23 protein-coding genes are annotated in these 21043 nt (G+C 35.0%); 6 read left to right on the top strand and 17 right to left on the bottom strand.

The window, feature by feature from the left end; translation table 11 throughout:
* The first annotated feature begins 707 nt into the window (after nt 1-707).
* From gatC to rpmB, 5 genes are all read left to right on the top strand, one after another.
* On the top strand, nt 708-1007 hold the full coding sequence (gatC, locus tag BU804_RS05195; RefSeq protein WP_011175221.1) for an Asp-tRNA(Asn)/Glu-tRNA(Gln) amidotransferase subunit GatC: 300 nt from the start codon (nt 708-710) through the stop codon (nt 1005-1007).
* 16 nt (nt 1008-1023) lie between these two features.
* Entirely contained in the window at nt 1024-2493 is a 1470-nt protein-coding gene (gene gatA / locus BU804_RS05190) for an Asp-tRNA(Asn)/Glu-tRNA(Gln) amidotransferase subunit GatA (RefSeq protein WP_075883258.1), read from the top strand.
* The gene (gene gatB / locus BU804_RS05185) at nt 2490-3974 is read left to right on the top strand and encodes an Asp-tRNA(Asn)/Glu-tRNA(Gln) amidotransferase subunit GatB (protein WP_075883257.1); all 1485 of its coding nucleotides are present in this window, start codon (nt 2490-2492) and stop codon (nt 3972-3974) included. Before gatA ends, gatB begins: the two co-directional genes overlap by 4 nt.
* Before the next feature lie 228 nt (nt 3975-4202).
* Nucleotides 4203-4646 carry a hypothetical protein gene (locus tag BU804_RS05180; RefSeq protein ID WP_075883256.1) on the top strand — a complete coding sequence of 148 codons (444 nt, stop codon included), beginning with the start codon at nt 4203-4205 and terminating at the stop codon, nt 4644-4646.
* 191 nt (nt 4647-4837) lie between these two features.
* Nucleotides 4838-5113, top strand: a complete 276-nt coding sequence (rpmB, locus tag BU804_RS05175; RefSeq protein ID WP_039357406.1) for a 50S ribosomal protein L28 — start codon at nt 4838-4840, stop codon at nt 5111-5113.
* Nucleotides 5114-5342: 229 nt separating this feature from the next.
* Here rpmB and metG read toward each other — a convergent pair whose 3' ends face one another.
* The 14 genes from metG to BU804_RS05105 all read right to left on the bottom strand — a co-directional run bounded on the left by metG (nt 5343) and on the right by BU804_RS05105 (nt 17883).
* Nucleotides 5343-7412 carry a methionine--tRNA ligase gene (gene metG / locus BU804_RS05170; RefSeq protein ID WP_075883255.1) on the bottom strand — a complete coding sequence of 690 codons (2070 nt, stop codon included), beginning with the start codon at nt 7410-7412 and terminating at the stop codon, nt 5343-5345.
* 4 nt (nt 7413-7416) lie between these two features.
* Nucleotides 7417-8010 (bottom strand): hypothetical protein, encoded by a 594-nt coding sequence (locus BU804_RS05165; protein ID WP_011175214.1) that lies wholly within the window; start codon nt 8008-8010, stop codon nt 7417-7419.
* A gap of 14 nt (nt 8011-8024) precedes the next feature.
* Nucleotides 8025-8348: a DNA-directed RNA polymerase subunit omega gene (locus BU804_RS05160; protein WP_011175213.1), complete on the bottom strand. Its 324-nt coding sequence runs from the start codon at nt 8346-8348 to the stop codon at nt 8025-8027.
* A gap of 24 nt (nt 8349-8372) precedes the next feature.
* Nucleotides 8373-8966, bottom strand: coding sequence for a guanylate kinase (gene gmk / locus BU804_RS05155; RefSeq protein WP_075883254.1), 594 nt, complete (start codon nt 8964-8966; stop codon nt 8373-8375).
* Nucleotides 8967-9797: 831 nt separating this feature from the next.
* Nucleotides 9798-10682 carry a YicC/YloC family endoribonuclease gene (locus BU804_RS05150; RefSeq protein ID WP_075883253.1) on the bottom strand — a complete coding sequence of 295 codons (885 nt, stop codon included), beginning with the start codon at nt 10680-10682 and terminating at the stop codon, nt 9798-9800.
* 211 nt (nt 10683-10893) lie between these two features.
* Nucleotides 10894-11418 (bottom strand): hypothetical protein, encoded by a 525-nt coding sequence (locus tag BU804_RS05145; protein ID WP_075883252.1) that lies wholly within the window; start codon nt 11416-11418, stop codon nt 10894-10896.
* 126 nt (nt 11419-11544) lie between these two features.
* The gene (locus tag BU804_RS05140) at nt 11545-12210 is read right to left on the bottom strand and encodes a ribonuclease HII (RefSeq protein WP_075883251.1); all 666 of its coding nucleotides are present in this window, start codon (nt 12208-12210) and stop codon (nt 11545-11547) included.
* Nucleotides 12211-12325: 115 nt separating this feature from the next.
* Nucleotides 12326-12727, bottom strand: coding sequence for a 50S ribosomal protein L19 (rplS, locus tag BU804_RS05135; RefSeq protein WP_039357365.1), 402 nt, complete (start codon nt 12725-12727; stop codon nt 12326-12328).
* A 97-nt stretch (nt 12728-12824) separates the two neighbouring features.
* The gene (trmD, locus tag BU804_RS05130) at nt 12825-13493 is read right to left on the bottom strand and encodes a tRNA (guanosine(37)-N1)-methyltransferase TrmD (protein WP_075883250.1); all 669 of its coding nucleotides are present in this window, start codon (nt 13491-13493) and stop codon (nt 12825-12827) included.
* A gap of 6 nt (nt 13494-13499) precedes the next feature.
* Nucleotides 13500-13820 carry a 30S ribosomal protein S16 gene (rpsP, locus tag BU804_RS05125; RefSeq protein ID WP_011175205.1) on the bottom strand — a complete coding sequence of 107 codons (321 nt, stop codon included), beginning with the start codon at nt 13818-13820 and terminating at the stop codon, nt 13500-13502.
* Nucleotides 13811-15139: a signal recognition particle protein gene (gene ffh / locus BU804_RS05120; RefSeq protein WP_075883249.1), complete on the bottom strand. Its 1329-nt coding sequence runs from the start codon at nt 15137-15139 to the stop codon at nt 13811-13813. The genes rpsP and ffh overlap by 10 nt, the downstream gene beginning before the upstream one ends.
* A 237-nt stretch (nt 15140-15376) precedes the next feature.
* Entirely contained in the window at nt 15377-16228 is an 852-nt protein-coding gene (prmC, locus tag BU804_RS05115; protein ID WP_075883248.1) for a peptide chain release factor N(5)-glutamine methyltransferase, read from the bottom strand.
* Nucleotides 16225-17301 (bottom strand): peptide chain release factor 1, encoded by a 1077-nt coding sequence (prfA, locus tag BU804_RS05110; protein ID WP_075883247.1) that lies wholly within the window; start codon nt 17299-17301, stop codon nt 16225-16227. The genes prmC and prfA overlap by 4 nt, the downstream gene beginning before the upstream one ends.
* A 228-nt stretch (nt 17302-17529) precedes the next feature.
* Nucleotides 17530-17883 (bottom strand): type B 50S ribosomal protein L31, encoded by a 354-nt coding sequence (locus BU804_RS05105; protein WP_075883246.1) that lies wholly within the window; start codon nt 17881-17883, stop codon nt 17530-17532.
* 244 nt (nt 17884-18127) lie between these two features.
* Between BU804_RS05105 and BU804_RS05100 the strand changes: the two genes are divergently transcribed.
* On the top strand, nt 18128-19315 hold the full coding sequence (locus BU804_RS05100) for an OTU domain-containing protein (protein WP_075883245.1): 1188 nt from the start codon (nt 18128-18130) through the stop codon (nt 19313-19315).
* Here the strand turns inward: BU804_RS05100 and BU804_RS05095 are convergent.
* From BU804_RS05095 to BU804_RS05085, 3 genes are read right to left on the bottom strand one after another with little or no spacing between them, the layout of a single operon-like run.
* Complete coding sequence (locus BU804_RS05095) at nt 19299-19556, bottom strand: hypothetical protein (RefSeq protein WP_075883244.1); 258 nt, start codon at nt 19554-19556, stop codon at nt 19299-19301. The genes BU804_RS05100 and BU804_RS05095 overlap by 17 nt on opposite strands.
* A 7-nt stretch (nt 19557-19563) precedes the next feature.
* Nucleotides 19564-20082 (bottom strand): tRNA adenosine(34) deaminase TadA, encoded by a 519-nt coding sequence (gene tadA / locus BU804_RS05090; protein ID WP_075883243.1) that lies wholly within the window; start codon nt 20080-20082, stop codon nt 19564-19566.
* Nucleotides 20082-20768 (bottom strand): hypothetical protein, encoded by a 687-nt coding sequence (locus tag BU804_RS05085; RefSeq protein WP_075883242.1) that lies wholly within the window; start codon nt 20766-20768, stop codon nt 20082-20084. The genes tadA and BU804_RS05085 overlap by 1 nt, the downstream gene beginning before the upstream one ends.
* Nucleotides 20769-21043: the final 275 nt, after the last annotated feature.

Below are 21043 nucleotides of genomic sequence, written 5' to 3'. Positions count from 1 at the left end.
AGAATATTTAATATATTAATAAAAAAATAAATAAAAATAGCGTAAATTTATATCAAATCACTGATTCTTTTCATCCGTATTTACCATTCACTGGACCAAATTAATCAGCAGGATTTAGATTAATTATATACCCAACATGATTTTATTTAACTCAATTCACATAAATTTTGTTTGACGAAAGCTTGAATTTAACTATGACAAATTTAATTCTTAACCAGTTTTAGGGCAAAATCTCATATGGCAAGCATATGACACGAAGGTTTCCGCTAGAGGTTTTTCTAAACATAATTTACAGTTAAAAACTTAATTTAAGGAAAATTATAAAAGTCAATTCCAAAAACTTTACAATCAAGTTTCAAAGGAAAGCTTTTCCCTCTTAGATGTTTTACGACAAATCCATTTAAGAAAAATGAAAGCATTAAATCTCAATCCAACAAATGTTACTGCACTTCAAATATTGATTAATAAGTTTGAAAAATTACAATTACTAGTATTAGTCGAAGGAAAATTTAGTTTAATAGAAACTTTTCACGATGCGATTCGCTCGCTTTAAAAATTGGATTTTCATCCTTCTTTTTTTTCTAAAATTTTTAGGGTTGATATTTACTTTTTAAGTAGATTTCATCTTGGACTTTCTCTCTCTTGCATAATTTATATTACCTCATTAAAATAATCGACATTCTTATTATTACGTTTCAGAGGGACACATGGCAGAATTAGATAAGGAAACTATTCACACTTTAACACGTCTTTGCAGAATTGATTGCACAGAAGCTGAGCAAGAGGCTATTCTAAAAGATTTAAAAAATATCTTAAACTATATTGAACAGCTTCAAGAAATTGATACAGAGCACGTTTTACCTTGTAATCATGTATTAGAAGAAATGTGTAATGTGATGCGAGACGATGAAATTGGGCCTGTTTTAGCAAGAGATGTTTTCTTAGCAAACTCACCATCGCATATCGGAGGAATGATTCGCGTTCCGCCTGTGATTAAACAAGCATAACGTTTTACGAGGATTCATGTATAAATTTTCTGCCATTGAAATTCGAGACCAATTCATCCGAGGAGATATCTCTGCTAGTGCTATTACTCAGCATTATTTAAATCGCATTGCTAAATATGATCAGAAAATTGGAGCTTTTCTGTCAGTCTATGAAGAACAAGCCATGATGCAAGCTAAACAATTAGATCAAAAAAGGCTAGCTAATCAACCCTTAGGTAAATTAGCTGGAATTCCCATCGCAATAAAAGACAATATTCTTGTGAAAGGAGAAATATCCACTTGTGGTTCTAAATTTTTGACAAATTTCAAATCTCCTTATCAAGCCAGCGTGATTGAGTATTTATTAGCAGAAGGGGCTGTGATTATAGGAAAAACAAATATGGATGAATTTGCTATGGGTTCTTCCACTGAAAATTCTGCTTTGCAAAAAACTAGTAATCCTTGGAATTTAAAATGTACGCCTGGTGGATCATCTGGAGGATCTGCTGCTGCTGTTGCTGGTCGTTTATCTCCCCTTTCGTTAGGGAGTGATACAGGAGGTTCTGTCCGTCTCCCGGCATCTTTCTGTGGAGTTGTTGGCTTTAAGCCAACTTACGGAAGAGTATCCCGCTTTGGGTTAGTTGCCTATGGCTCCTCTCTCGATCAAATTGGTCCTTTAGCTACAAATACAGCAGATACCGCTTTATTAATGGAAGTCATCGGACGACATTGCCCAAAAGATTCAACAAGTATTGCCTTAGGACCCGAAGATTACTTGAGTCAATTTAAAGATTCCATCGCTGGCATGAAAATCGGAGTTCCCTGGGAGTTTTTAGAGAATTTAGCTGATGAACCAAAAAAGATTTTTCAACAATCTGTCAATTTAATGAAACAACTGGGTGCTGAAATCGTTGATATTGATTTGAGCATCTTAAAATATTCTTTAGCTGTATATTATATTTTGGCCACAGCTGAAGCTTCTACGAACTTAGCAAGATTTGATGGAATTCGTTATGGACAACGATCTCCAAAAGCCAAAACATTAGAAGAAGTTTATGATTTTTCTAAAGAAGAAGGTTTTGGCGCGGAAGTAAAAAGAAGAATTTTACTTGGAACGTATGTTCTTTCGGCTGGCTATCAAGATGCTTATTACAAAAAAGCGCAAAAAGTCCGGACGTTGATTTTAAGAAGTTACAAAGAAGCTTTTGCTAAATGCGATTTAATCGCCTCTCCTGTTTCTCCATTTGCCGCATTTGAAATAGGGGCAATTAAAGATCCATTACAAATGTACTTAGAAGATATTTATACAATTGGTATCAATCTCGCAGGCCTACCAGCTGTGAGCATTCCCAATGGTTTTAGCAAAGATGGAAAACCGATGGGACTCCAATTGATTGGGGCTCAAAAACATGATAGAGAAGTTTTAAATGCTGCCCATATCCTAGAAAAATCGCTAGCTTTTCATCCTGCTATTCCAGAATTAGTTAAAGAGGAGACATCTGCATGAGCCATAAATATTCACATCCCTCTCATTTTGAATGGGAAGCAGTGATTGGACTAGAGATCCACGTTGAATTAAATACGAAATCTAAATTATTTAGCGTAGCCCCAAATCATTTTGGAGACGAACCTAACACAAATATTACAGAAGTCTGCACAGGAATGCCAGGTTCTTTACCTGTTCTCAATAAAGAAGCTGTTCGTAAAGCGGTCCAATTTGGATGCGCAATTCAAGCCGAAGTTGCCAAATTTAGTAAATTTGATCGTAAATCTTATTTTTATCCAGATAGTCCTCGTAATTTTCAAATTACCCAATATGATCAACCAATTGTTAAAGGGGGAACAGTCATTGCTGAAATAAATGGAAAGGAAAAATCATTTGCCGTTAACCGTGTTCATCTTGAAGATGATGCTGGTATGCTTAAGCATTTTTCTACTTTTGCAGGAGTGGATTATAATCGAGCAGGATCTCCTTTAATAGAAATTGTGTCTGAACCTTGCATCCATACTCCCGAGGAAGCTGTTGCTTATGCAATGGCTATTAAAGCTATTTTGCAATATATCGATGCTTCTGATTGTAACATGGAAGAAGGATCTCTACGAATAGATACAAATATTTCTGTTCGATTAAAAGGAGAACAAGGCTTAAGAAATAAAATCGAAATTAAAAATATGAATTCGTTCAGTTTCATGGAATTAGCGATTAAATCGGAAATTAATAGACAAATTCAAGCTTATCTTAGCCATCCGACAAAACCCCACGATCAAATCATCGCTCAAGCAACTTATCGTTGGGATCCTGAAAAACAAGAAACCGTTTTAATGCGTCGCAAAGAATCTGCTGACGATTACCGTTATTTTCCCGAGCCCGATTTAGTCCCCATCATCTTAACAGACTCCTATATCGAAGAAATTAGACAAAGTCTTCCCGAGCTTCCGTTGCAAAGAGAGCGACGCTATACAAAAGAGCTGGGATTATCTGCTCATCAAGCTTTTGCATTAACTAGCGATAAAGCTCTAGCCGACTATTTTGAAGAAGCCCTTAAAACTTGTTCTAATAGTAGAAGCCTTTCTAATTGGCTGTTAGTGGAATTTCCTGGCAGACTCAAAGAGGGTGGGCAAAATGTGAAGTCCATTAATCTCCTACCAGCTCATATCGCTTCTTTAATTAATTTGATTGAAAAAGGGACTATTACAGGGAAAATTGCAAAAAGTGTGGCTGACGAGATGGTAGCACAACCTGGCAAAGATCCTGCGGAGATAGTTGCTGGAAATCCTGATTATCAGCCATTAAATGATCAAAATGAAGTCGAACGATATGTTGATCAAGTTTTAGCCGAAAATAATCAATCCATTGTCGATTATCGTGCCGGGAGAGATAAAGCCTTTGCTTTCTTGGTTGGCCAGGTCATGAAGCTTTGTAAAGGTAAAGCTTCTCCTTCACTTGTTAATGAACTTCTTAAGCAAAAAATCGCTAATCTCCCTTAACTGATACGAAAAATAGCGATTTAACTCACGAGTAATCAAGGATTGGCTCTTTATCATTTGTTAAAAAGGCTGTATTAATATTGTTATTACAGCCTTAGTTTTGTCAAAACTAATCATTTGATATTTAACAGCTTAAACTTCTATTTTCGATTAATTTTTATAGCTTGTATTGATGATTAATAAAATTAATTATATAATTAAAATTAGAGTTTTTAACTTTGAGGATTTATGAAAATAGACTTTGTAAAAGTTGAAAATATTCTGTCGAATACTCTCAAAAAGATTTATATTGATCATCTTTCTGAGCTTGCAGCGATTGCTGGATTGATTCAAGATCCAAACAAAGTGGCTATTTCCCCTCAATCTATTCAAACAATGATTGCGAGTTTTGAAAAACAGCTAAATAAAATCAAAAAGAAAGACCCTAAACTTTACGTAAAACTTGACATTTCTTTGGAAGATGAAAAACGATTTAAAATCAGTATAGACAGCTATACACAAAACGATTGGCAACGTATTAAGCATTTGAAAGAAAAGATTGAAGAATTAAAGAAAGAGCTTTTAGGTGAAGAGCTTCCGGATGAAAAGCTAGAAGAACATATCAACCGTGTTCGTAAAAACCATATCTATAAACGATTTAAAATTCGCGATGGTTGGCTTCCTTTGCATTAAAAATTTTCAAATAAAGAATACGACACTCAATCATAATATCCAAAAGGGTACAGTTCTCTTTAATGTGAATGTTTATCTTATTCCTTTAGTTTTTGTTTAATTTTTTTATTTCTTTAATTTTTCAACTTGTCCATTAAGAACTTTTTTGGTATATTCCTTATTTTCATTCGTCGACCGCTATTGGAGAAACTATGTCTAAAGTATGTCAAGTTACAGGTAGAAAACCTACACGTGGCTATAAATATGCCATTCGTGGTATTGCAAAGAAGAAAAAAGGAATTGGTCTTAAAGTGACAGGAAAAACAAAACGTCGCTTTCAACCGAATCTTTTTAAAAAAAGAATCTGGTTCGCAGAAGAAAATCGCTTTATTACTTTGAAGCTTTCTACCGCTGCTTTAAGAACTATTGATCGTCTCGGAGTCTTTGCTGTTGTTCGTAAAATGCGTGCAAATGGTCAATCTATCTAATTAGTTCGATTAAGGTTAAAGACTTAGGAAAATAAACTTTTCTAAGTCTTTTTTTTATTCAATTATTTGGAGTCATCCTACATTCCACTTGTATTTTCTCTAGCTGAAGACGATTTATCATTTTCAGAATCTTTTTAATCAAGTAAGAGTTGATGAATTATTAAGAAAGTCGCTACTCCCCTTTTTAAAAATTGCTCTAAAATGACTTAGATAATCACAATATCAAAATTTAACTGACAAAACTTCCAGGAGCAACATCCTCGATAGAAATAAGTTTTAAATCCCCTTCTCCCTTAGCTGCAAGTAGCATTCCTTGACTAGCCACTCCCATCAAATTAGCAGGCTTTAAATTCGCTACAACTACAACGTTTTTCCCAATCAAATCTTCTACTTTATAAAATTCGGCAACTCCAGCTACAACTATTCTTTTCTCAATTCCAATGTCTACAAGTAATTGAAAAAGTTTTTTACTTTTCGGAACAGGATTTGCCTGGATGATCTTGCCGACTCTTAAATCTAATTTTCGAAAATCTTCAATATCTACTAATGGTTTAAGAAGAATATTTTCTGAAATAGATATCTGAGTAGGTTGTGGTTTAGTTTTTTTTTCTTTTGTAAGAGTTAACTGTTGCAATTTAAGAATTTCTCTTTCGACAGCCTCATTTTCAACCCGTTGAAAAAGGATTTGGGGAGTTAAAATCTTTTGGTTAAGCGGAATCTTTTCTATTTTAACGCGATTCCAATCTTCTTGTTCGAGCGGTGTTTGAAATCCAAGAAATTGCCAAACTTTTGAAGCTGCCGTGGGAATTATGGGAAAAGAAATCAGCGCAAGCGCCTTTAAACACTCCATACAACAATTCAGCGTTGTATGCATTCTGCCCTTTGTATAATCATTTTTAGCGTCTTGCCAAGGCTTTTTACTATCAAAATAAACATTTCCTAATTGGGATAACTCCATCATAATTTGGCTCGCTTTTCGAACTTTAAAAGTCGAATAATTGGCAGCTGCTTGATCAACCAAATCTTGAATATTTTTTAAAAATTTTTGATCTTGTTCTTCTAAAACCCCAGACTCCGGAACTTTTCCCTGACACTGATTGTGAATGAACACTAAAACCCTATTAACCAAATTTCCGTACTTCCCTAGCAAATCACTGTTGCAGCGTAGTTGAAAGTCTTTCCAAGTAAATTCACTATCAGATGTTTCAGGAGCGTTGGAAGCAATAGCATAGCGAATCTGATCGCTGGTATAAAGCTTGAAAAAGTCTTCTAAATCAATATACCATCCATCTGATTTACTAAATTGCTTCCCTTCTAAATTATAAAATTCATTGGCTGGCAGTTCGTCCACTAGTTTATAAGGCTGATTTTGTCCCATGATCATAGCAGGGAAAATGGAGGCATGAAAAGGGATATTATCTTTTCCAATAAAATTGACAAGCTTAGTTTCTGGATCCAACCAATATTTTTCCCAAAGCTTTTCTTCCCCTTTTAATAAAGCCCACTCTTTAGTCGCTGAAATATAGCCTATAGGTGCATCAAACCAGACATAAAGAACTTTTCCTTCTGAATCAGGAAGAGGAACAGAAATTCCCCATTTCATATCTCTTGTGATTGCTCTGGCATGGAGATGATCGATGTATCCCCTAATAAAATTAATTACATTTGGCTTCCAGTTTTTAGTTTCCAACCACTCCATTAAAGGTTTTTTAAATTTTTCAAGGAGTAAAAACCAGTGTTTAGTCGGTCGCAAAATCAAGGAAGCATCTGTGAGTTTAGAACGAGGGTTTTTAAGTTCTGTAGCTTCATAGCTTGCGCCACAACGAGGACACTCATCCCCTCTTGCATTTTCAAAACCACAACGAGGACACATTCCCACGACATAACGATCTGCAAGAAATTTCTGATCTTTTTCAGAATAGAGTTGGTCGGTCGTGCGTTCTTCAATATATCCATTCTGCAATAAATCATTAAAGAACTGATGGGTAGGCTCTACATGTCCTTTCCATGTCGTACGAGAATAATGATCAAAAGAAATTTGGAGTTGCTCGAAAAAATTTTGATTAATGTGATGAAAAAGGTCAACATGTTCTTGAGGTGTTCTACCAGCTAAATCAGCACTTAAGGTGATCGCAATGCCATATTCATCGGATCCACAAATGTAAAGAACATCTTTTTTCATTAGTCTTTGAAAACGTGCATAACAGTCAGCTGGGAGGTAAGCCCCTGCAATATGCCCAAAATGCAGAGGTCCATTCGCATAGGGAAGAGCAGAAGTAATCAAAATTTTTTGAGTCATTATCTTATCGCACAGGTTTTTGAACAATTAAAACTTCTAATTCAGTGTCAGGAACAACTTTCCATCCAAGTAAAACTTTCGTTTGAATATCTACGTATAAAGGGCCTGGTTTTGAATAAGCATATTCAGGTTCAATAGCTCTTGGAGCAGCAGTTGGGCTAGAAAAATCTGTTTGAAACCCTTCTAATGATTCGTGTACATCTCGAACAGCTTTTTGTTGGTCTTTATTTAAGCTTCCCCAAGAAACATAAATTCCTGGATAACGTTTTTGAATAAACGTCCAGTCTATTTTAATAGTATCTAACCATGTTACACAGTCTGTAAAGATACGGCCTGTTTCTCGACAAAACGCAGCTTTTCTTAATTTAAAAATGCGGTTGTCATACTGTTTAAAATAATAGAGAAAAAGCAATGTTTTTTCAGCGGCAAAATAAGAAAGCTCTGTTGCTTTTCTAAGAGGCAGTCCCGTATAGGGACTGACACCCATTTGTTTGCCAGACATCCACCATCCGAACCAGAATAAAAAAACAAGTAAAGCTAATGTAAAAACAATGACCAAGGATAAAAATAAAACCCATCCTGTTGTTGCTTCCATCATAAGTCGTACGCATCCTATATTTCATCGTCAGAAGAAACACCAGCTGTGCGATACTTACGACGCTCTGTTTTTTCTTCATGAATATATTCATGGGGATGAGTTTCGTTATTATGCGACAATCTGCCACTAACTTCTTTGATTTCATCAAAAATGTCTTTCCCTTCATAAATTTCTTCTAAGATTAACATCGCTCTATTTTGTATATCAGATTTGACTCTTGTGTCACGACCACTTTTAATCATATTTTCAGCAAGTCGAATAGCATAATTAACCAACTCAAAATTACTTGTGAAATTTTTAGACAAACTTTCATTGGTAAATCGAATCTTTTTTTCCATTATTTAATTCCTTTATTTTAACTCTTAAAGCTTCTTAGATATAAGATGGTATTCAGCAATTAGAATGCTTCTTAATACCTGATAGGCTTCTTGGAGATCATCATTGATAATTTCATAATCATAATACTGAGCAGCTTCCAATTCACGTTCTGCACATGCCAGCCGCTTTTCTATCATCTCTAACGATTCAGTTTGGCGGTTAATCAATCTATTTTTTAATTCATCCAAAGAAGGTGGTCGAATGAAGATAAAAGTGGCCTCACACAGCTTTTGAAGTTGTAATGCCCCTTGTGTGTCAATCACTAAAATAACATGCAAACCTAGCTGTCTTTGAATTTCAACCCACTCTCGTGACGTACCATAATAAGTATCATAAAGTTTAACATATTCGAGGAAATCAGCGGCAGCTATTTTTGCTTCAAATTCAGATTCTGTGATAAAGTAATAATCTTTTCCGTTGACTTCGCCTAAACGAGGATCTCTTGTCGTGTAAGAAATACTTGCAATCACCGTTGGAAATTCTTGAACTAATAAATTTACCAGAGTTGTTTTCCCCGTTCCGGCTGGAGCGCTTACAATAAATAAAGAACCTTTTTTGTTTTTTCCACCCAATAACATAGTTAGTAAACCTAATTTGGATTTTTTTAGCACATCTACGATTAGAGAATAGATTAAAAAATTTACCTAACCATGCTTCGCCCATGGATTATTTTGCTTCGCAAGTTTAATAATAAAGGCTAATTTAGCGATTTCTATACCAGAAAATTCACTTTCAAGGATATTCAAATTTTTGCTGGAATTGTTGTAAAATTAGTTCTATTCCCCTTCTGTATGTCGTTACTTTAAATTTGAGAGAAAAAATTGTAAGAGAAAGTCTTATTTTTGATGTTATTTTTTTAAAATTAAATTTTATTATTTTTCAATAAATTCAAACCACTCTTAATATATAGGTACAATTATTAGAATTAAACATAGGAGAAAATTATGCAATTTATGTCAGTTGTCTCGGTAAGAGTAGATGGATTAGAACAAGTTTTAATAAGCCTTGCCTCTGTGCCAAGCAAGCAGTCCCTTTAAAAGTGAATGAATTAAAATATTTTCCTGTAACGACCAAATTATTGCTTTAGGAAGAGTGATATTTGAGGGTGATAAAAGCCCTTGTTTCTATAGAAAAAACAATTTTCTATTTTAACTAAGGGTCAGGCAAAGGGATGGAACGAAAGTACAAAAGATGGATTCAAATACAGAGGATATGCATCTGCTGTAATCATTTCTATCATTGAAGAAATCGTAACTTATTAACACGATCAAGCCAAAATACAAGAAGCCTTTAAAAAAGGTAGTTTACAATATTAAAATGTATTTCAATTTTAAATTTCCCTTGTAACTTTATCCGTTAAGCGAAAAGCTATATCTAAAAGCTTAAGGCATAAGTAGATTAACTTGAAACTATTCGATATTTTGAATTTGCTCACGGATTCGTTCTAATTCACTCTTGATATCAATGACTAATTTAGCAATTTCTATGTCAGAAGACTTACTCCCAACGGTATTAACTTCTCGTCCAAGTTCTTGTAAAATAAACTCCAGCGTTTTTCCCACACTCGCATCAGCCGATTGAACGCGTTCCTCAAACCTTGTGAGATGGCAGTCAAAACGAACAATTTCCTCTACAACGTCAATTTTCTCAGCAAATAAAGCAATTTCTCTCAAAATGCGTTCTTCATTTTCGATTTGACCAGGTAAAATTTCTTCCAAACGGGCTAGCAACTTTTCGCGATATTTTTTAGTTGCAAAAGGACTTCTTTCTTCAATCATTTTGATTGCTCGCCGAATCTTTTCTGTCCTAGCTAAAATATCCCCTTGTAAAACAGCCCCTTCATGGGATTTCATTTGAATAAAACTTGTTAAAGCTTGATCCAAAACCTGCCTTAAAATACGCCGATAAGCATCTTCTTCTGAACGATTTTCTTCAAAAAGAAGAATATCATCTGCTTTAGATAAAAGAGAAAGTTTGATTTCATCCATCTCAAATCCTGTCTCACGAGCGATTTCTTCCCAAGCCGCTTTCATTTGCCTTGCCAAAGCTAAATTAGGGACAATGATAAAAGGCGATTTTCCTTCAAATGAGGCAGTAATTTTGACAGCGACCTGACCTCTAGTAATAAAAGGATGTATCCATTTTTTTATTTCTACATCAAAATAGCTTAATTCTGGAGGAAGAGAGACATTAATTTCTAAAAATTTTCGATTGACGGATTGAATTTCAACAGTAAAATGCCCCATTTTCGTATTAAATGTGGCTCGCCCAAAGGCAGTCATACTCTTAAGCATAAATTATCTCTCTCAATCAAACTTAATTTTTAGTTTATCCATTAATAAATGCAAAAACAATTTTATCATCTCAGATATCCCTATTTTTGAATTGATTTATATATAATCTATCCCTTCAATTTAATCTATCGTTCTCAATAAAAATTCCACAAAAGATAAAACTCTTCAGACATGTGTCTGAAGAGTTTTAGGAATAAATGAATGAATAAGTTTAATTTAAAATTTTTACTGAATTAAAGAAAGAGTCGGCTAAATCAAAATTATTCCCTTCTATAATGGCATAATAAAGAGTGTCCTCTGTGGCATAAATACGAGCGACAGCTAAACAGTTGGATTTAGTTTCGTTAAATTGTTCTACCTGCACCATATATCTAACTTTTCGCCGATCGGGAACCAAAGGATGTATAGTGGCGTTAGGAATATTTTTGAATAGCGCTATGAATTCATCCATTTTTTTTGGTGCTTTGAATTTTTCAGAAGGAGCCAAGTGTACTTCATAATTAACATTTTGATATTGACTATAAAGATAGCATACTCCATTTGAAAATCCTGCTATTGGGCTACCTGGAAGGTCTGCTTGAATGCTTCTTTTTTCATCTTCGTAATAAACTTTCTGCCAAGTATGCCCCTCTCTTTCAAATGGCTCTCCCAATCGCCCCATAGATAGTGCAGTTAAAGGTAGGGCTGTCACAACTGCGAGAACAGTAATTAATAAAATAGTTTTTAAAAATTTCATAATCCTTTTTTCCTTTAATATTTGTTTTTGAATTTTTTAAATCATTTGTCATTGAATACTAAATAGTTATGTAATATTAACAAGAAAAAATAACGCTCCATGCATATTAATTTTTAAAATAGCAACTTAAAAATCAGCTATTTCGACTTCAAGCATGGATTTAATGGGATCAAAAGAACGACGATGGATGGGGCAGGGACCTTGTTTAAATAAAGCTTCTAAATGAAGCTCAGTGGCATACCCTTTATGTTGGTTAAATCCATAGTCAGGCCATTCTCGATGATATTGACACATCAATCGGTCTCTAGTTTCTTTGGCAATGATTGAAGCAGCCGCAATCGATTGAGAGAGTTGATCTCCTTTGATAATTTTGAGGCAGGGTAAATCCGGATGGGGCAAATTCATTCCATCTACTAATACATAATCAGGTGTAACAGGAAGCTGTTGAATAGCCATTAACATAGCTAGAATAGTGGCTTGATAAATATTTACTCGATCTATCTCCGCTTGACCAATAATGCCTATTCCATATCGAACTGCAGAATCAGTTGTTAAGCGTTCAAATAGACGTTCTCTAACCTTTGGAGATAGTTTTTTACTATCATTTATCTGAGGTACCAGAAGTCCTTTAGGGAGAATACAAGCAGCGGCAACGACAGGACCAGCTAAAGGCCCTCTTCCCGCTTCATCAATTCCTGCAATCAGTTGATACCCTTGCGAAAAAGCTCGCTTTTCATACACAATCATGTGTTCTAAGCGAGTTAACTCTTCTGTTGAAATTAAATCAGGCATAAGAAGTCAATTGTAAAAGGCAGTGAATTGATAAATTATTTTTTTTCAAATCAGAAAGATGCTTTTGCCGAAGCAAAATTCAACTCTCTGATTATATTTGTAAATCACTGAATAGTTATTCTGCGCTCACGATTTGTTTAGTCACAGCGTTGCTTGAACGACGAGCTCCAAGCCGAGCCTTAACTTTAGAGGCTTTACCAGATGTTCCGCGCAAATAATAAAGTTTGCTACGACGAACATCACCTTCTTTAATAACTTCAATTTTTGCAATACGAGGGCTATGTAACATAAACACCCGTTCCATTCCTTCGCCGTAAGCAACACGGTGAACAGAAAATGTTTCAGAAAGGCCTTGTCCTTTGCGAGCAATGACTGTTCCGGCAAAAACCTGTGTTCTTTCTTTATCGCCTTCAATAATGCGAATGTGCACACGAACTGTATCGCCAATGCGGAAAGGAGTAATATCCTTTTTCATTTGTTCGTTTTGCAATTTTTCTATGATAGCAGATCGACTCATGATCAATTTCTCCTAAATTTCACTCTTTTACTTCGTTTGAAAAGATTTATTTTTTTCAACCGATGTTATGCAAACCATTTTTAAGTTTTTGACTCAATTAAGCAAGCAAATCTGGTCTTATCTCTTGCGTCTTTTTTAGCGCTTGCTCATGACGCCACTTGGCAATTTCTTGATGATTCCCACTTAACAAAACATTGGGTACAGAACACCCTTGAAAAACTTCGGGTCTTGTGTAGTGAGGATAATCTAATAACCCTCCTTCAAAAGAATCTTCTGCTGCTGCTGAAGGATGGCCTAATACACCTGGAATAAAGCGGGAAAAAGCATCTAGAAGAACAATAGCTGCTAAACAACCGTTAGTCAAGACGTAATCTCCAATACTAATTTCTTCGTCTACTTCTTCATCTAAAACGCGCTGATCTATTCCTTCATAGTGACCACATAAAAGAATAAGATGCTTTTCCAAGGCTAGTTTTCGACATTTAACTGCATTTAATGTTCTCCCTTGGGGGGACAAATAAATGACTTTCGCTTCTGGAGTTTTCACATGTTGAATGGCCATTGTAACTGGCTGCGGCATCATGACCATTCCAGGCCCACCTCCATAAGGTCTATCGTCCACGCGATGAAAGCGATTATCAGCAAAATCCCGTATATCAGTTAAGCGAATCGTTAATAGTCCCTTTTCTTGGGCCCGTTTAAGGATACTTTCATTGAAAGGCCCTTTAAAATACCCTGGGAAAAGAGACAAAATATCAACGATCACCTAAATTTAGTCCTTTTTTTTTCGTTTTGTTGCTGCCTTTGCGAGAGAGTTTAATTTTTTCTCTGTTTGAGCACGAATAATTTCTGGAGAAGTTTTCTTAATCAAAGAAGCAGCACTTTCTGTTAATTCAGCTCCTAAATTAAGCCAATGCTGAATACGATCAGCTTTAAAAAATAATTTCTTATCATCTTCAGCTTCGACTGGATTGTACCAACCGAGGGCTTCGACATACTTTCCATCTCTTGGTGAACGAGCATCGGTCACAACTAAACGAAAGAATGAACGATTTGTGCGACCATGCTGTCGCAGTCTAATTTTTAACGCCATAGGGATCCTCCCATCATCTTTTCTAATTGTTTCATATTTGGCATATTTTTAAAAAATTGCTTCGCTTGTTTAAACGATTTAACTAGTTTATTAACATCTTCAATTTTAGTTCCACTTCCTTGAGCAAGGCGCTTACGTCTCGAGGTTGTTAATTCACTTTTTTCCGTCCGCTCTTCACGAGTCATGGACAAGATCATCGCTTCAACTTTAAAAAATTCTTTCTCATCAAAATCCATTGCAGGAAATTGATTCATTCCAGGTAGCATACCCAATAAACTTTTGATAGAGCCCATCTTTTTGACTGTTTGAATTTGTTTCAAATAATCATCATAAGTAAAAGTTGCCGAACGAATTTTTTGTTCGAGCTTTTGAGCTTCTTCTTCGTTAATATGTTCTTGAGCTTTTTTGACTAAATTAATGGTATCACCCATTCCTAAAATACGATCAGCCATCGAATTAGGATTGAATAATTGAAGATCATCAACTTTCTCGCCAATCCCTTCGAATTTTAACGGTTTTCCCGTTACTTCTCGAATGGATATCGCAGCTCCTCCTCGGGCATTACCATCTAACATAGTCAAAATTGTTCCAGATACTTCTATTCGTTTACTAAACTCTGTTGCAACATTAACGGCATCTTGCCCAGTTGTCGCATTAGCAACGAAAAGTATCTCACCTGGATTTAAAACTTCTTTTATTTTTTCTAATTGTGTCATCAACTCATTGTCGACATGCAGACGACCAGCCGTATCCACAATCAGAAGATCATGCTGTGCTTCTTGTGCATGCTTTAAAGCATCTTTTGCAATGCGGACAGGATCTTTTTCGCCCACAATTGTAAAAACAGGGACATGAATTTGTTGCCCTAAAGTTTTTAACTGTTCAACAGCTGCAGGCCTTTGTAAGTCACAAGCTGCCAAGAGAGGATTTTTACATAATCCCTTTTTTTTCAGATATTTCGCTAATTTAGCACAATGAGTCGTTTTACCCGCTCCTTGTAAACCACATAACATAATGACAGCAGGTTTTCCTTCTAAATGGAGCGTCGCTTCTTCACCACCCATTAAAGCCACAAGCTCATCATGCACAATTTTAATAAACTGTTGCCCAGGTGTGACAGATTTGATAACTTGCTCTCCCAAAGACTGTTCTTTGAGTCTCTTGACCAGCGTTTTAGTGACTCCATAGTTAACATCTGCTTCTAACAACGCTAATCGAACTTCGCTAACAGCATCAGAAATATTTTCTTCTGTCAAGCGCTTTTTCCCGCTTAACTTTGAAAAAACATTTTGTAATTGTGTTGTTAACGATCCTAGCATGAAATCCTCTATGCAACTTTTATCGACATTGAACAAGATTTTTAAAAATCAAAACAAAAAAACTTCTAAAGCAACATTTTTTGCTTAATGAGCAACTTTTAAAGGTAAAGACAGTCCCTTGCAAACCTTCCACACCGTTCAAGACTTATTCTCATACGAATTTAAACAAAAAATTTTCATTAATTCAATCGCCACTTTAGGACTTAATTCTCAAAGGTAAGTAAGATACTCAAAAAATCATTCATTTTCAAGGAAAAAGAAGCGATGATGGCCGGCCCAATCATTTTCAAGAAAGGTTCTTTTCCAATATGAGCTTTTAAAAATTTTCTTTAAAGAATCCCCTTGCTTATAGCCAATTTCAAACCAAATTTTGGCATGGGGATAAAGATAATTAGGAAGTATCTCTGCAAGTCGTTGGTAAATTTCTAAACCAGTTTCTCCACCTACAAGTGCCATTTTAGGTTCAAACTCTTTCACCTCTAAATCTAAATCTTTAAACTCTGCTTCAGAAATGTAAGGAGGATTACAAATAATAAAATGCGCTCTGCGTCCTTCAAACGGCTCGAGTAAATCGCCTTGTAAAAACTCTACTTCTACCTGATTATCCTGTGCATTCGAACGCGCTAATGATAATGCGGCAGAAGATAAATCACTCGAAATGACATGTAATTGAGGAAATTTCTTTTTTAAAGCAATCCCTATACAGCCAGATCCCGAACACAAGTCCCAAAGAATTCTTCCACTTAATTTTTTTTGATGGGATAGATAAGTAGAAATTTTATCTACTAAAATTTCTGTTTCTTGCCGAGGAATTAAGACGAAAGGGTTAACTTGGATAGAACAGCCATAAAAATCAATGCTTCCATGGATATAAGCTAAAGGCTCTCCCTTCATACGTCTTTTTAAATAATTTTGACAAGTCTGCCATTCCTCCAAACTTAAGTCTTGAGAATGCCGAGTATAAAGAGTTGAACGATCGCATTTGAGAATAGAGCCAAGTAAATCTTGAGCTTCTCGCTTAGCTAAGTTCTTATCTTTTTTTGCTAATTCGTGCGTTAAAAATGTTAGTCCCTCCAAAATAGAGGTCATTCTTCTCTACTTGTTTTTAGCTTTTCCTGATGAAAATAGGCCACAAGAGCTGAAGTGACTTCTTCAAGATCCCCATTTATCACATAATCTAAATTGTATTTTGTTAAATTGATTCGATGATCTGTAATTCGATTTTGAGGAAAATTATAGGTGCGAATTCGTTCGGAGCGATCACCCGATCCCACTTGTTGGGCTCTAGTACTGGCGAGTTCTTGTTGCTTTTTTTGTTGCTCGATTTCGGACATTTTAGCCTTCAAAAGGCGCATCGCCTTATCTTTATTCTTATGCTGACTACGTTCTTCTTGACAATAAACAACAATACCAGATGGAACGTGGGTAATGCGGACAGCGCTGTCTGTTGTATTGACATGTTGACCTCCTGCACCCGAAGATCGGTAAGTATCAATTCTTAAATCTTTCTCATCCAAATCAATCTCTTCATTTTCATCCGGTTCAGGTAAAACGGCAACCGTAATGGCTGAAGTATGCACGCGTCCTTGAGCTTCAGTTGCAGGAACTCTTTGTACACGATGAGTTCCAGCTTCATATTGCATAAAACGATAAACATTCTCGCCAGACAAAACCATTACATACTCTTTAAATCCTCCCATTTCAGAAGGAGTGCAAGAGAGTAACTCATAACGCCACCCTTTACGATCCGCAAAGAGCTTGTACATCCTTACACAGTCACCTACAAATAAAGCAGCTTCATCCCCGCCTGTTCCTGCTCTGAGCTCAATAATTGAGGGACGGTTATCTAAAGGATCGGGCGGAACAAGTAAATTTTCAATAAGAAGCTGTAATTCTTGCACACGAGATTGAAGTTGACGAATGTCATCTTTTAACACTTCCGCAAATTCTAAATCTTTTTCAATTTTAAGCAATTCTTGATTATCTTCTAATTGCTTTTCTAAATCTTTTTTCTCATCCCAAGTTTTTTTCAAATTATTTAAATAGGCATGTTCTTGTGTTAAAGCTCGATATTTTTTTTGATCATCATAAACATGAGGGTTTCCAAGAACTTCTTCAACTTCTGCTAAACGTTCCAAAAGTTCATGAACTTTTTTTTCCATCAAAATTACTTTTTATTCCTTATGAAGCTGAGAATGTTTTCTTAGAAATTATCTGATCAAAAAACCCCTCTCTTAGATTTAAACTGAAACGAAAACATCAAAATTAAAATTAAAAAATCTGGTAATCAAACACTGCTATTAGAAATAAGTTTGAATTTGGGCATAACTTTAATAAACAGTTTAATTGACTAATAAATAATTATTTTGACACCAGATTTTTCGAAAAATTTATTTTTTCGAGCCTTTGGCTGTAACGCGTTTCTTCTCTGCTTTTTTCTCAACAGACGCATTTTCAGTTGTTGAATCAGATTCAGATGACGTATCAGCTGGAGAAGCTTCTTTTTTACGTTCAAAACGCTTCTTAAATTTCTCAACGCGTCCTTCGGAGTCAACCAATTGCTTACTGCCTGTAAAAAATGGGTGAGACGAAGAAGAAATTGATAAATAGCTAACCGGATATTCTACACCTTCAAACTTTTCAGTTGCATCAGGCTTTAAAGTTGATCCACATACAAAGCGATGTCCAGAAGCTGAATCAATAAACAAAACTTTTTGATACTGTGGATGGGTATTCTTTTTCATTATAAGACTCCTCAAAGAGAAACGTTAATAAAATTAGTGTTCATTGGATAAAAAAACAAGCCCTCATAAATTCCTTTTTGGCCAATGGAAATCTACAAGAATAAAGATTCCTTTTAAAAATGACAATCTTTTTTTCTCTTAAAAATAATGTTCCAATCGCATAAGCTCTTTATCAAATCTTTATAAAAAGTTTAATTTATTTAATTAAATAAGTATTATAATAAAATTAAAAAAAGTAAAAATTATGAAGAATATTATTGATTCAATTAATCATTCTCTTCGACAACTTCCTTCATTATCTTTTAAAGAAAAAATCTCTAGCTGGCTAGGAAGAATATGGACTAGAATCTTGAGCACCTCCCAAAGGATTTTAGCTATTTTACAACGTGTTTTTAAAAAAGAAAATACTAAATCAGAAAATACTTCTCAAACTTTTGCTTTAACTTCCATTCCGCCAAACAATCCAACTGAAAAAGTAGCTGAAATCTTACAGCGCACTCATTTAGAAGAATCCGCTATTTCTAAGCAAACTTTAATGCCTCCTCCTTTAGTAAAAGAAGATTTTGCGAAACCAAACGATTTTAATACTTTAGAAGATGGAATTAATCGGCCAAGGAATAGTTCATGGGATGGCACACCACCTTCAAGAGAACTAATAGTAGATACAAACTTAGTAGATACAAACTCGCCAAACAGTGGTAAAAATAGGCAAATCGGATTAAATGCATCTCAGGAAATAAGTCCGAAGACAGAAGGGCCTTTTGCCCATTCCTCAACAATTGACGTTCCAGATAATGGTAATTGTCTATTCAGTGCTATCGCCATAGGAATAAAGCTCACATACAAAGAAACTGAAATTTTAAATCAATTAAATTGGGATATGGATCCTCATCAATTAACAAAAGATTTAGGAAAAGAAGAAGCTTTACTAAAAGAACCAAGTGCTCATTTAAGAGCTCAAGCTACTATTTATTTGCATGAAAACACTGAAGAAGCCATGTTACCTCTGCTGGCAAGCATGACTGACCACAATGAAATTATTGAAAGGAAAATTATTGATACTCAAGGTGTTATTGCAATTATTAAAGAGGATATCGCTAAATTAGAAAAATCCGCTGGAGATCGAACTCAGGAGTTAAAAGAGAAAAGAGAACATTTAAAAAGCTTGTACAGCTCGATACAAGAATTGAATGATCACAAGATAGAAGGATATGATCCGGAAGAATATATTAACAAATCTTCTAAAGATCAATTCTATTGTGGAACTGCACATGTGCATGCTTTAGCCATGATTTATAAAATTCCGATCGAAATTATTTTTAATTTTAATACAGCTGGCGAAATGAGACAAATTCTTAACCCCTCTGAATCCAAATACCCTATTCTTACTCTCGCTTATGTCAATGGTAACCATTTCAAATTTTTCCATTAATATTCTCTGAAATTTCTGATTGATTGGCCCTCAATGCTGTTTGAACACTAAGAATCCCAGCTAAAATCCCTTCTTCATAGCGAAAGCAGGGATTATTTTCTAATTCAGCAAAATCATTAGGTTGCAAAATATCGTCTGTTGTCAAAAATGGGATGATCCTTTGACCACAATTCAAAAGAGTTTTTCGCTGCCCTTCTTCCATTTCCTGCAAAACTTTTTCTATTTCCTTCCACAAACTCATTTTTATATCACTTAATTTTATGTAAAGAAGTTTTATTCTTACTCTTTTTTTCTCTTTGTAATTGAAAAAAATCTTTCAGAATTTGTGCACAGGGGTTTTGTAAGACATGTTTTCGTATCTCGATCGCATGGGTAGGATGGATTTCATCAAAGAGATTGACCCAACTGCCATTTGCACCATGTCTTAAATCTGGAGCTCCCCAAACTAAAGTTTTTATTCGAGTTAGAAACATCGCTCCTGCACACATGCTACACGGCTCCACTGTACAATAAAGGATGGTTTCAGAAAGCCTCCAATTGTCAAGCGCCGCTTCTCCTGCAGTCAAACAAAGCATTTCTGCATGGGCAGTCGCATCTTTCAACATTTCAACTTGATTAAAGCCACGAGCAATAATGTGTTTATCTTTGACAAGGACTGCTCCCACAGGAACTTCATCTGCTTTAAATGCCTTCCACGCTTCTTTTAAGGCTTCCAACATAAAACGTTCGTCATCGTTTTGCGTGAGAATTGTCCAAGGAAAACTCATTAAGCTTCTTTCCCTTGCAGTTTCCTTTGAAGCTGTGAAATTTGTTTTTTTAAACTTTCCATATCAACAATATACTTTTTTTGCATTCCAGCTAATTTTTTTTCATACTTATCTGTGACTCGAGCCATTTCAGCATTAAAAGTTTTTCTCATTGTATCGGCGTTCAATTTCTCTAAATTTAATTGAGCTTGTTCTTTTTCTTGCACATCTTGCTTTTGGGATAATTGCTCAAGTTTTTGAAAAATTTCTTTCGGAAATACAACTGAGTTTAAAACAGCGAATAAGTACGTTTTAAGTGCCCCAAACTGATTGATAGCCTTATCTACTAAAGGCTGAGCTTGAGAAATAGATAATTCTTCCAAATCAGTGAAATTTGGACTAATTTCAGTTAAACGACTCTCAAAGAATTCATACAGCTCACTATTTTTAAGCAGCCAACGTGAGGTCACAAATTCTGCCAATTCTTCTCCTTTTTCCTCATCGCCACCAATGGCTTTTTGATAAGCCTCTGTTAACTCTTCTGTGGTCAACTTATTAAGGTTTTTTGTCCCTAAAAACTTTTTGACAAAATAAAAGTCTTTTTTTAAATGTTCATTTTTCAAATCTTTTTTTACTGAGTCAATCACGTTTGGCAACAACTCTCTTAAAAGGGTAAATTTTTCTTTATACGTCGTATTTTTGTACATAATTAACCTATTGTTAAGTTTTTCTTATTTCCTTCACAACAATTAGATTTTCGTTATTGGAAATTTGGATTGGCACGTAGAAAAAAAACTCTAGCATGGCCATTTGGTAAAATGCAAGTCAGATCATAGATAATGAAGTGATATTTTTAAATCTGAAATTCAAAATTACATCATAAAAATCGGAGTTTTAAATAGTGTGCAAATTTAGAAATCATTGCTTCAAAATCATTCTATTGGATCAATAGAGGGAGACTTTCGTTTTTTCGTAGGAGATA

Origin of the sequence: Candidatus Protochlamydia sp. W-9 (assembly GCF_001950615.1) — a bacterium.
Classification (GTDB): Bacteria; Chlamydiota; Chlamydiia; order Chlamydiales; family Parachlamydiaceae; genus Protochlamydia; species Protochlamydia amoebophila.
This window is presented reverse-complemented; position numbering and strand designations above follow the sequence as displayed.

Excerpts from the sequence above, each read along its gene's own strand:
- BU804_RS05085 (WP_075883242.1), bottom strand. The coding sequence starts at position 20,768 with ATGTACAAAAATACGACGTATAAAGAAAAATTTACCCTTTTAAGAGAG.
- metG (WP_075883255.1), bottom strand. The coding sequence starts at position 7,412 with ATGACTCAAAAAATTTTGATTACTTCTGCTCTTCCCTATGCGAATGGA.
- BU804_RS05160 (WP_011175213.1), bottom strand. The coding sequence starts at position 8,348 with ATGGAAAAAAAGATTCGATTTACCAATGAAAGTTTGTCTAAAAATTTC.
- gatC (WP_011175221.1), top strand. The coding sequence starts at position 708 with ATGGCAGAATTAGATAAGGAAACTATTCACACTTTAACACGTCTTTGC.
- gmk (WP_075883254.1), bottom strand. The coding sequence starts at position 8,966 with ATGTTATTGGGTGGAAAAAACAAAAAAGGTTCTTTATTTATTGTAAGC.
- BU804_RS05180 (WP_075883256.1), top strand. The coding sequence starts at position 4,203 with ATGAAAATAGACTTTGTAAAAGTTGAAAATATTCTGTCGAATACTCTC.
- rpsP (WP_011175205.1), bottom strand. The coding sequence starts at position 13,820 with ATGGCGTTAAAAATTAGACTGCGACAGCATGGTCGCACAAATCGTTCA.
- gatA (WP_075883258.1), top strand. The coding sequence starts at position 1,024 with ATGTATAAATTTTCTGCCATTGAAATTCGAGACCAATTCATCCGAGGA.
- BU804_RS05095 (WP_075883244.1), bottom strand. The coding sequence starts at position 19,556 with ATGAGTTTGTGGAAGGAAATAGAAAAAGTTTTGCAGGAAATGGAAGAA.
- BU804_RS05140 (WP_075883251.1), bottom strand. The coding sequence starts at position 12,210 with ATGCCTGATTTAATTTCAACAGAAGAGTTAACTCGCTTAGAACACATG.
- BU804_RS05165 (WP_011175214.1), bottom strand. The coding sequence starts at position 8,010 with ATGATGGAAGCAACAACAGGATGGGTTTTATTTTTATCCTTGGTCATT.
- rpmB (WP_039357406.1), top strand. The coding sequence starts at position 4,838 with ATGTCTAAAGTATGTCAAGTTACAGGTAGAAAACCTACACGTGGCTAT.
- gatB (WP_075883257.1), top strand. The coding sequence starts at position 2,490 with ATGAGCCATAAATATTCACATCCCTCTCATTTTGAATGGGAAGCAGTG.
- BU804_RS05150 (WP_075883253.1), bottom strand. The coding sequence starts at position 10,682 with ATGCTTAAGAGTATGACTGCCTTTGGGCGAGCCACATTTAATACGAAA.
- BU804_RS05100 (WP_075883245.1), top strand. The coding sequence starts at position 18,128 with ATGAAGAATATTATTGATTCAATTAATCATTCTCTTCGACAACTTCCT.
- rplS (WP_039357365.1), bottom strand. The coding sequence starts at position 12,727 with ATGAGTCGATCTGCTATCATAGAAAAATTGCAAAACGAACAAATGAAA.
- prmC (WP_075883248.1), bottom strand. The coding sequence starts at position 16,228 with ATGACCTCTATTTTGGAGGGACTAACATTTTTAACGCACGAATTAGCA.
- ffh (WP_075883249.1), bottom strand. The coding sequence starts at position 15,139 with ATGCTAGGATCGTTAACAACACAATTACAAAATGTTTTTTCAAAGTTA.
- BU804_RS05105 (WP_075883246.1), bottom strand. The coding sequence starts at position 17,883 with ATGAAAAAGAATACCCATCCACAGTATCAAAAAGTTTTGTTTATTGAT.
- tadA (WP_075883243.1), bottom strand. The coding sequence starts at position 20,082 with ATGAGTTTTCCTTGGACAATTCTCACGCAAAACGATGACGAACGTTTT.
- BU804_RS05145 (WP_075883252.1), bottom strand. The coding sequence starts at position 11,418 with ATGAAATTTTTAAAAACTATTTTATTAATTACTGTTCTCGCAGTTGTG.
- prfA (WP_075883247.1), bottom strand. The coding sequence starts at position 17,301 with ATGGAAAAAAAAGTTCATGAACTTTTGGAACGTTTAGCAGAAGTTGAA.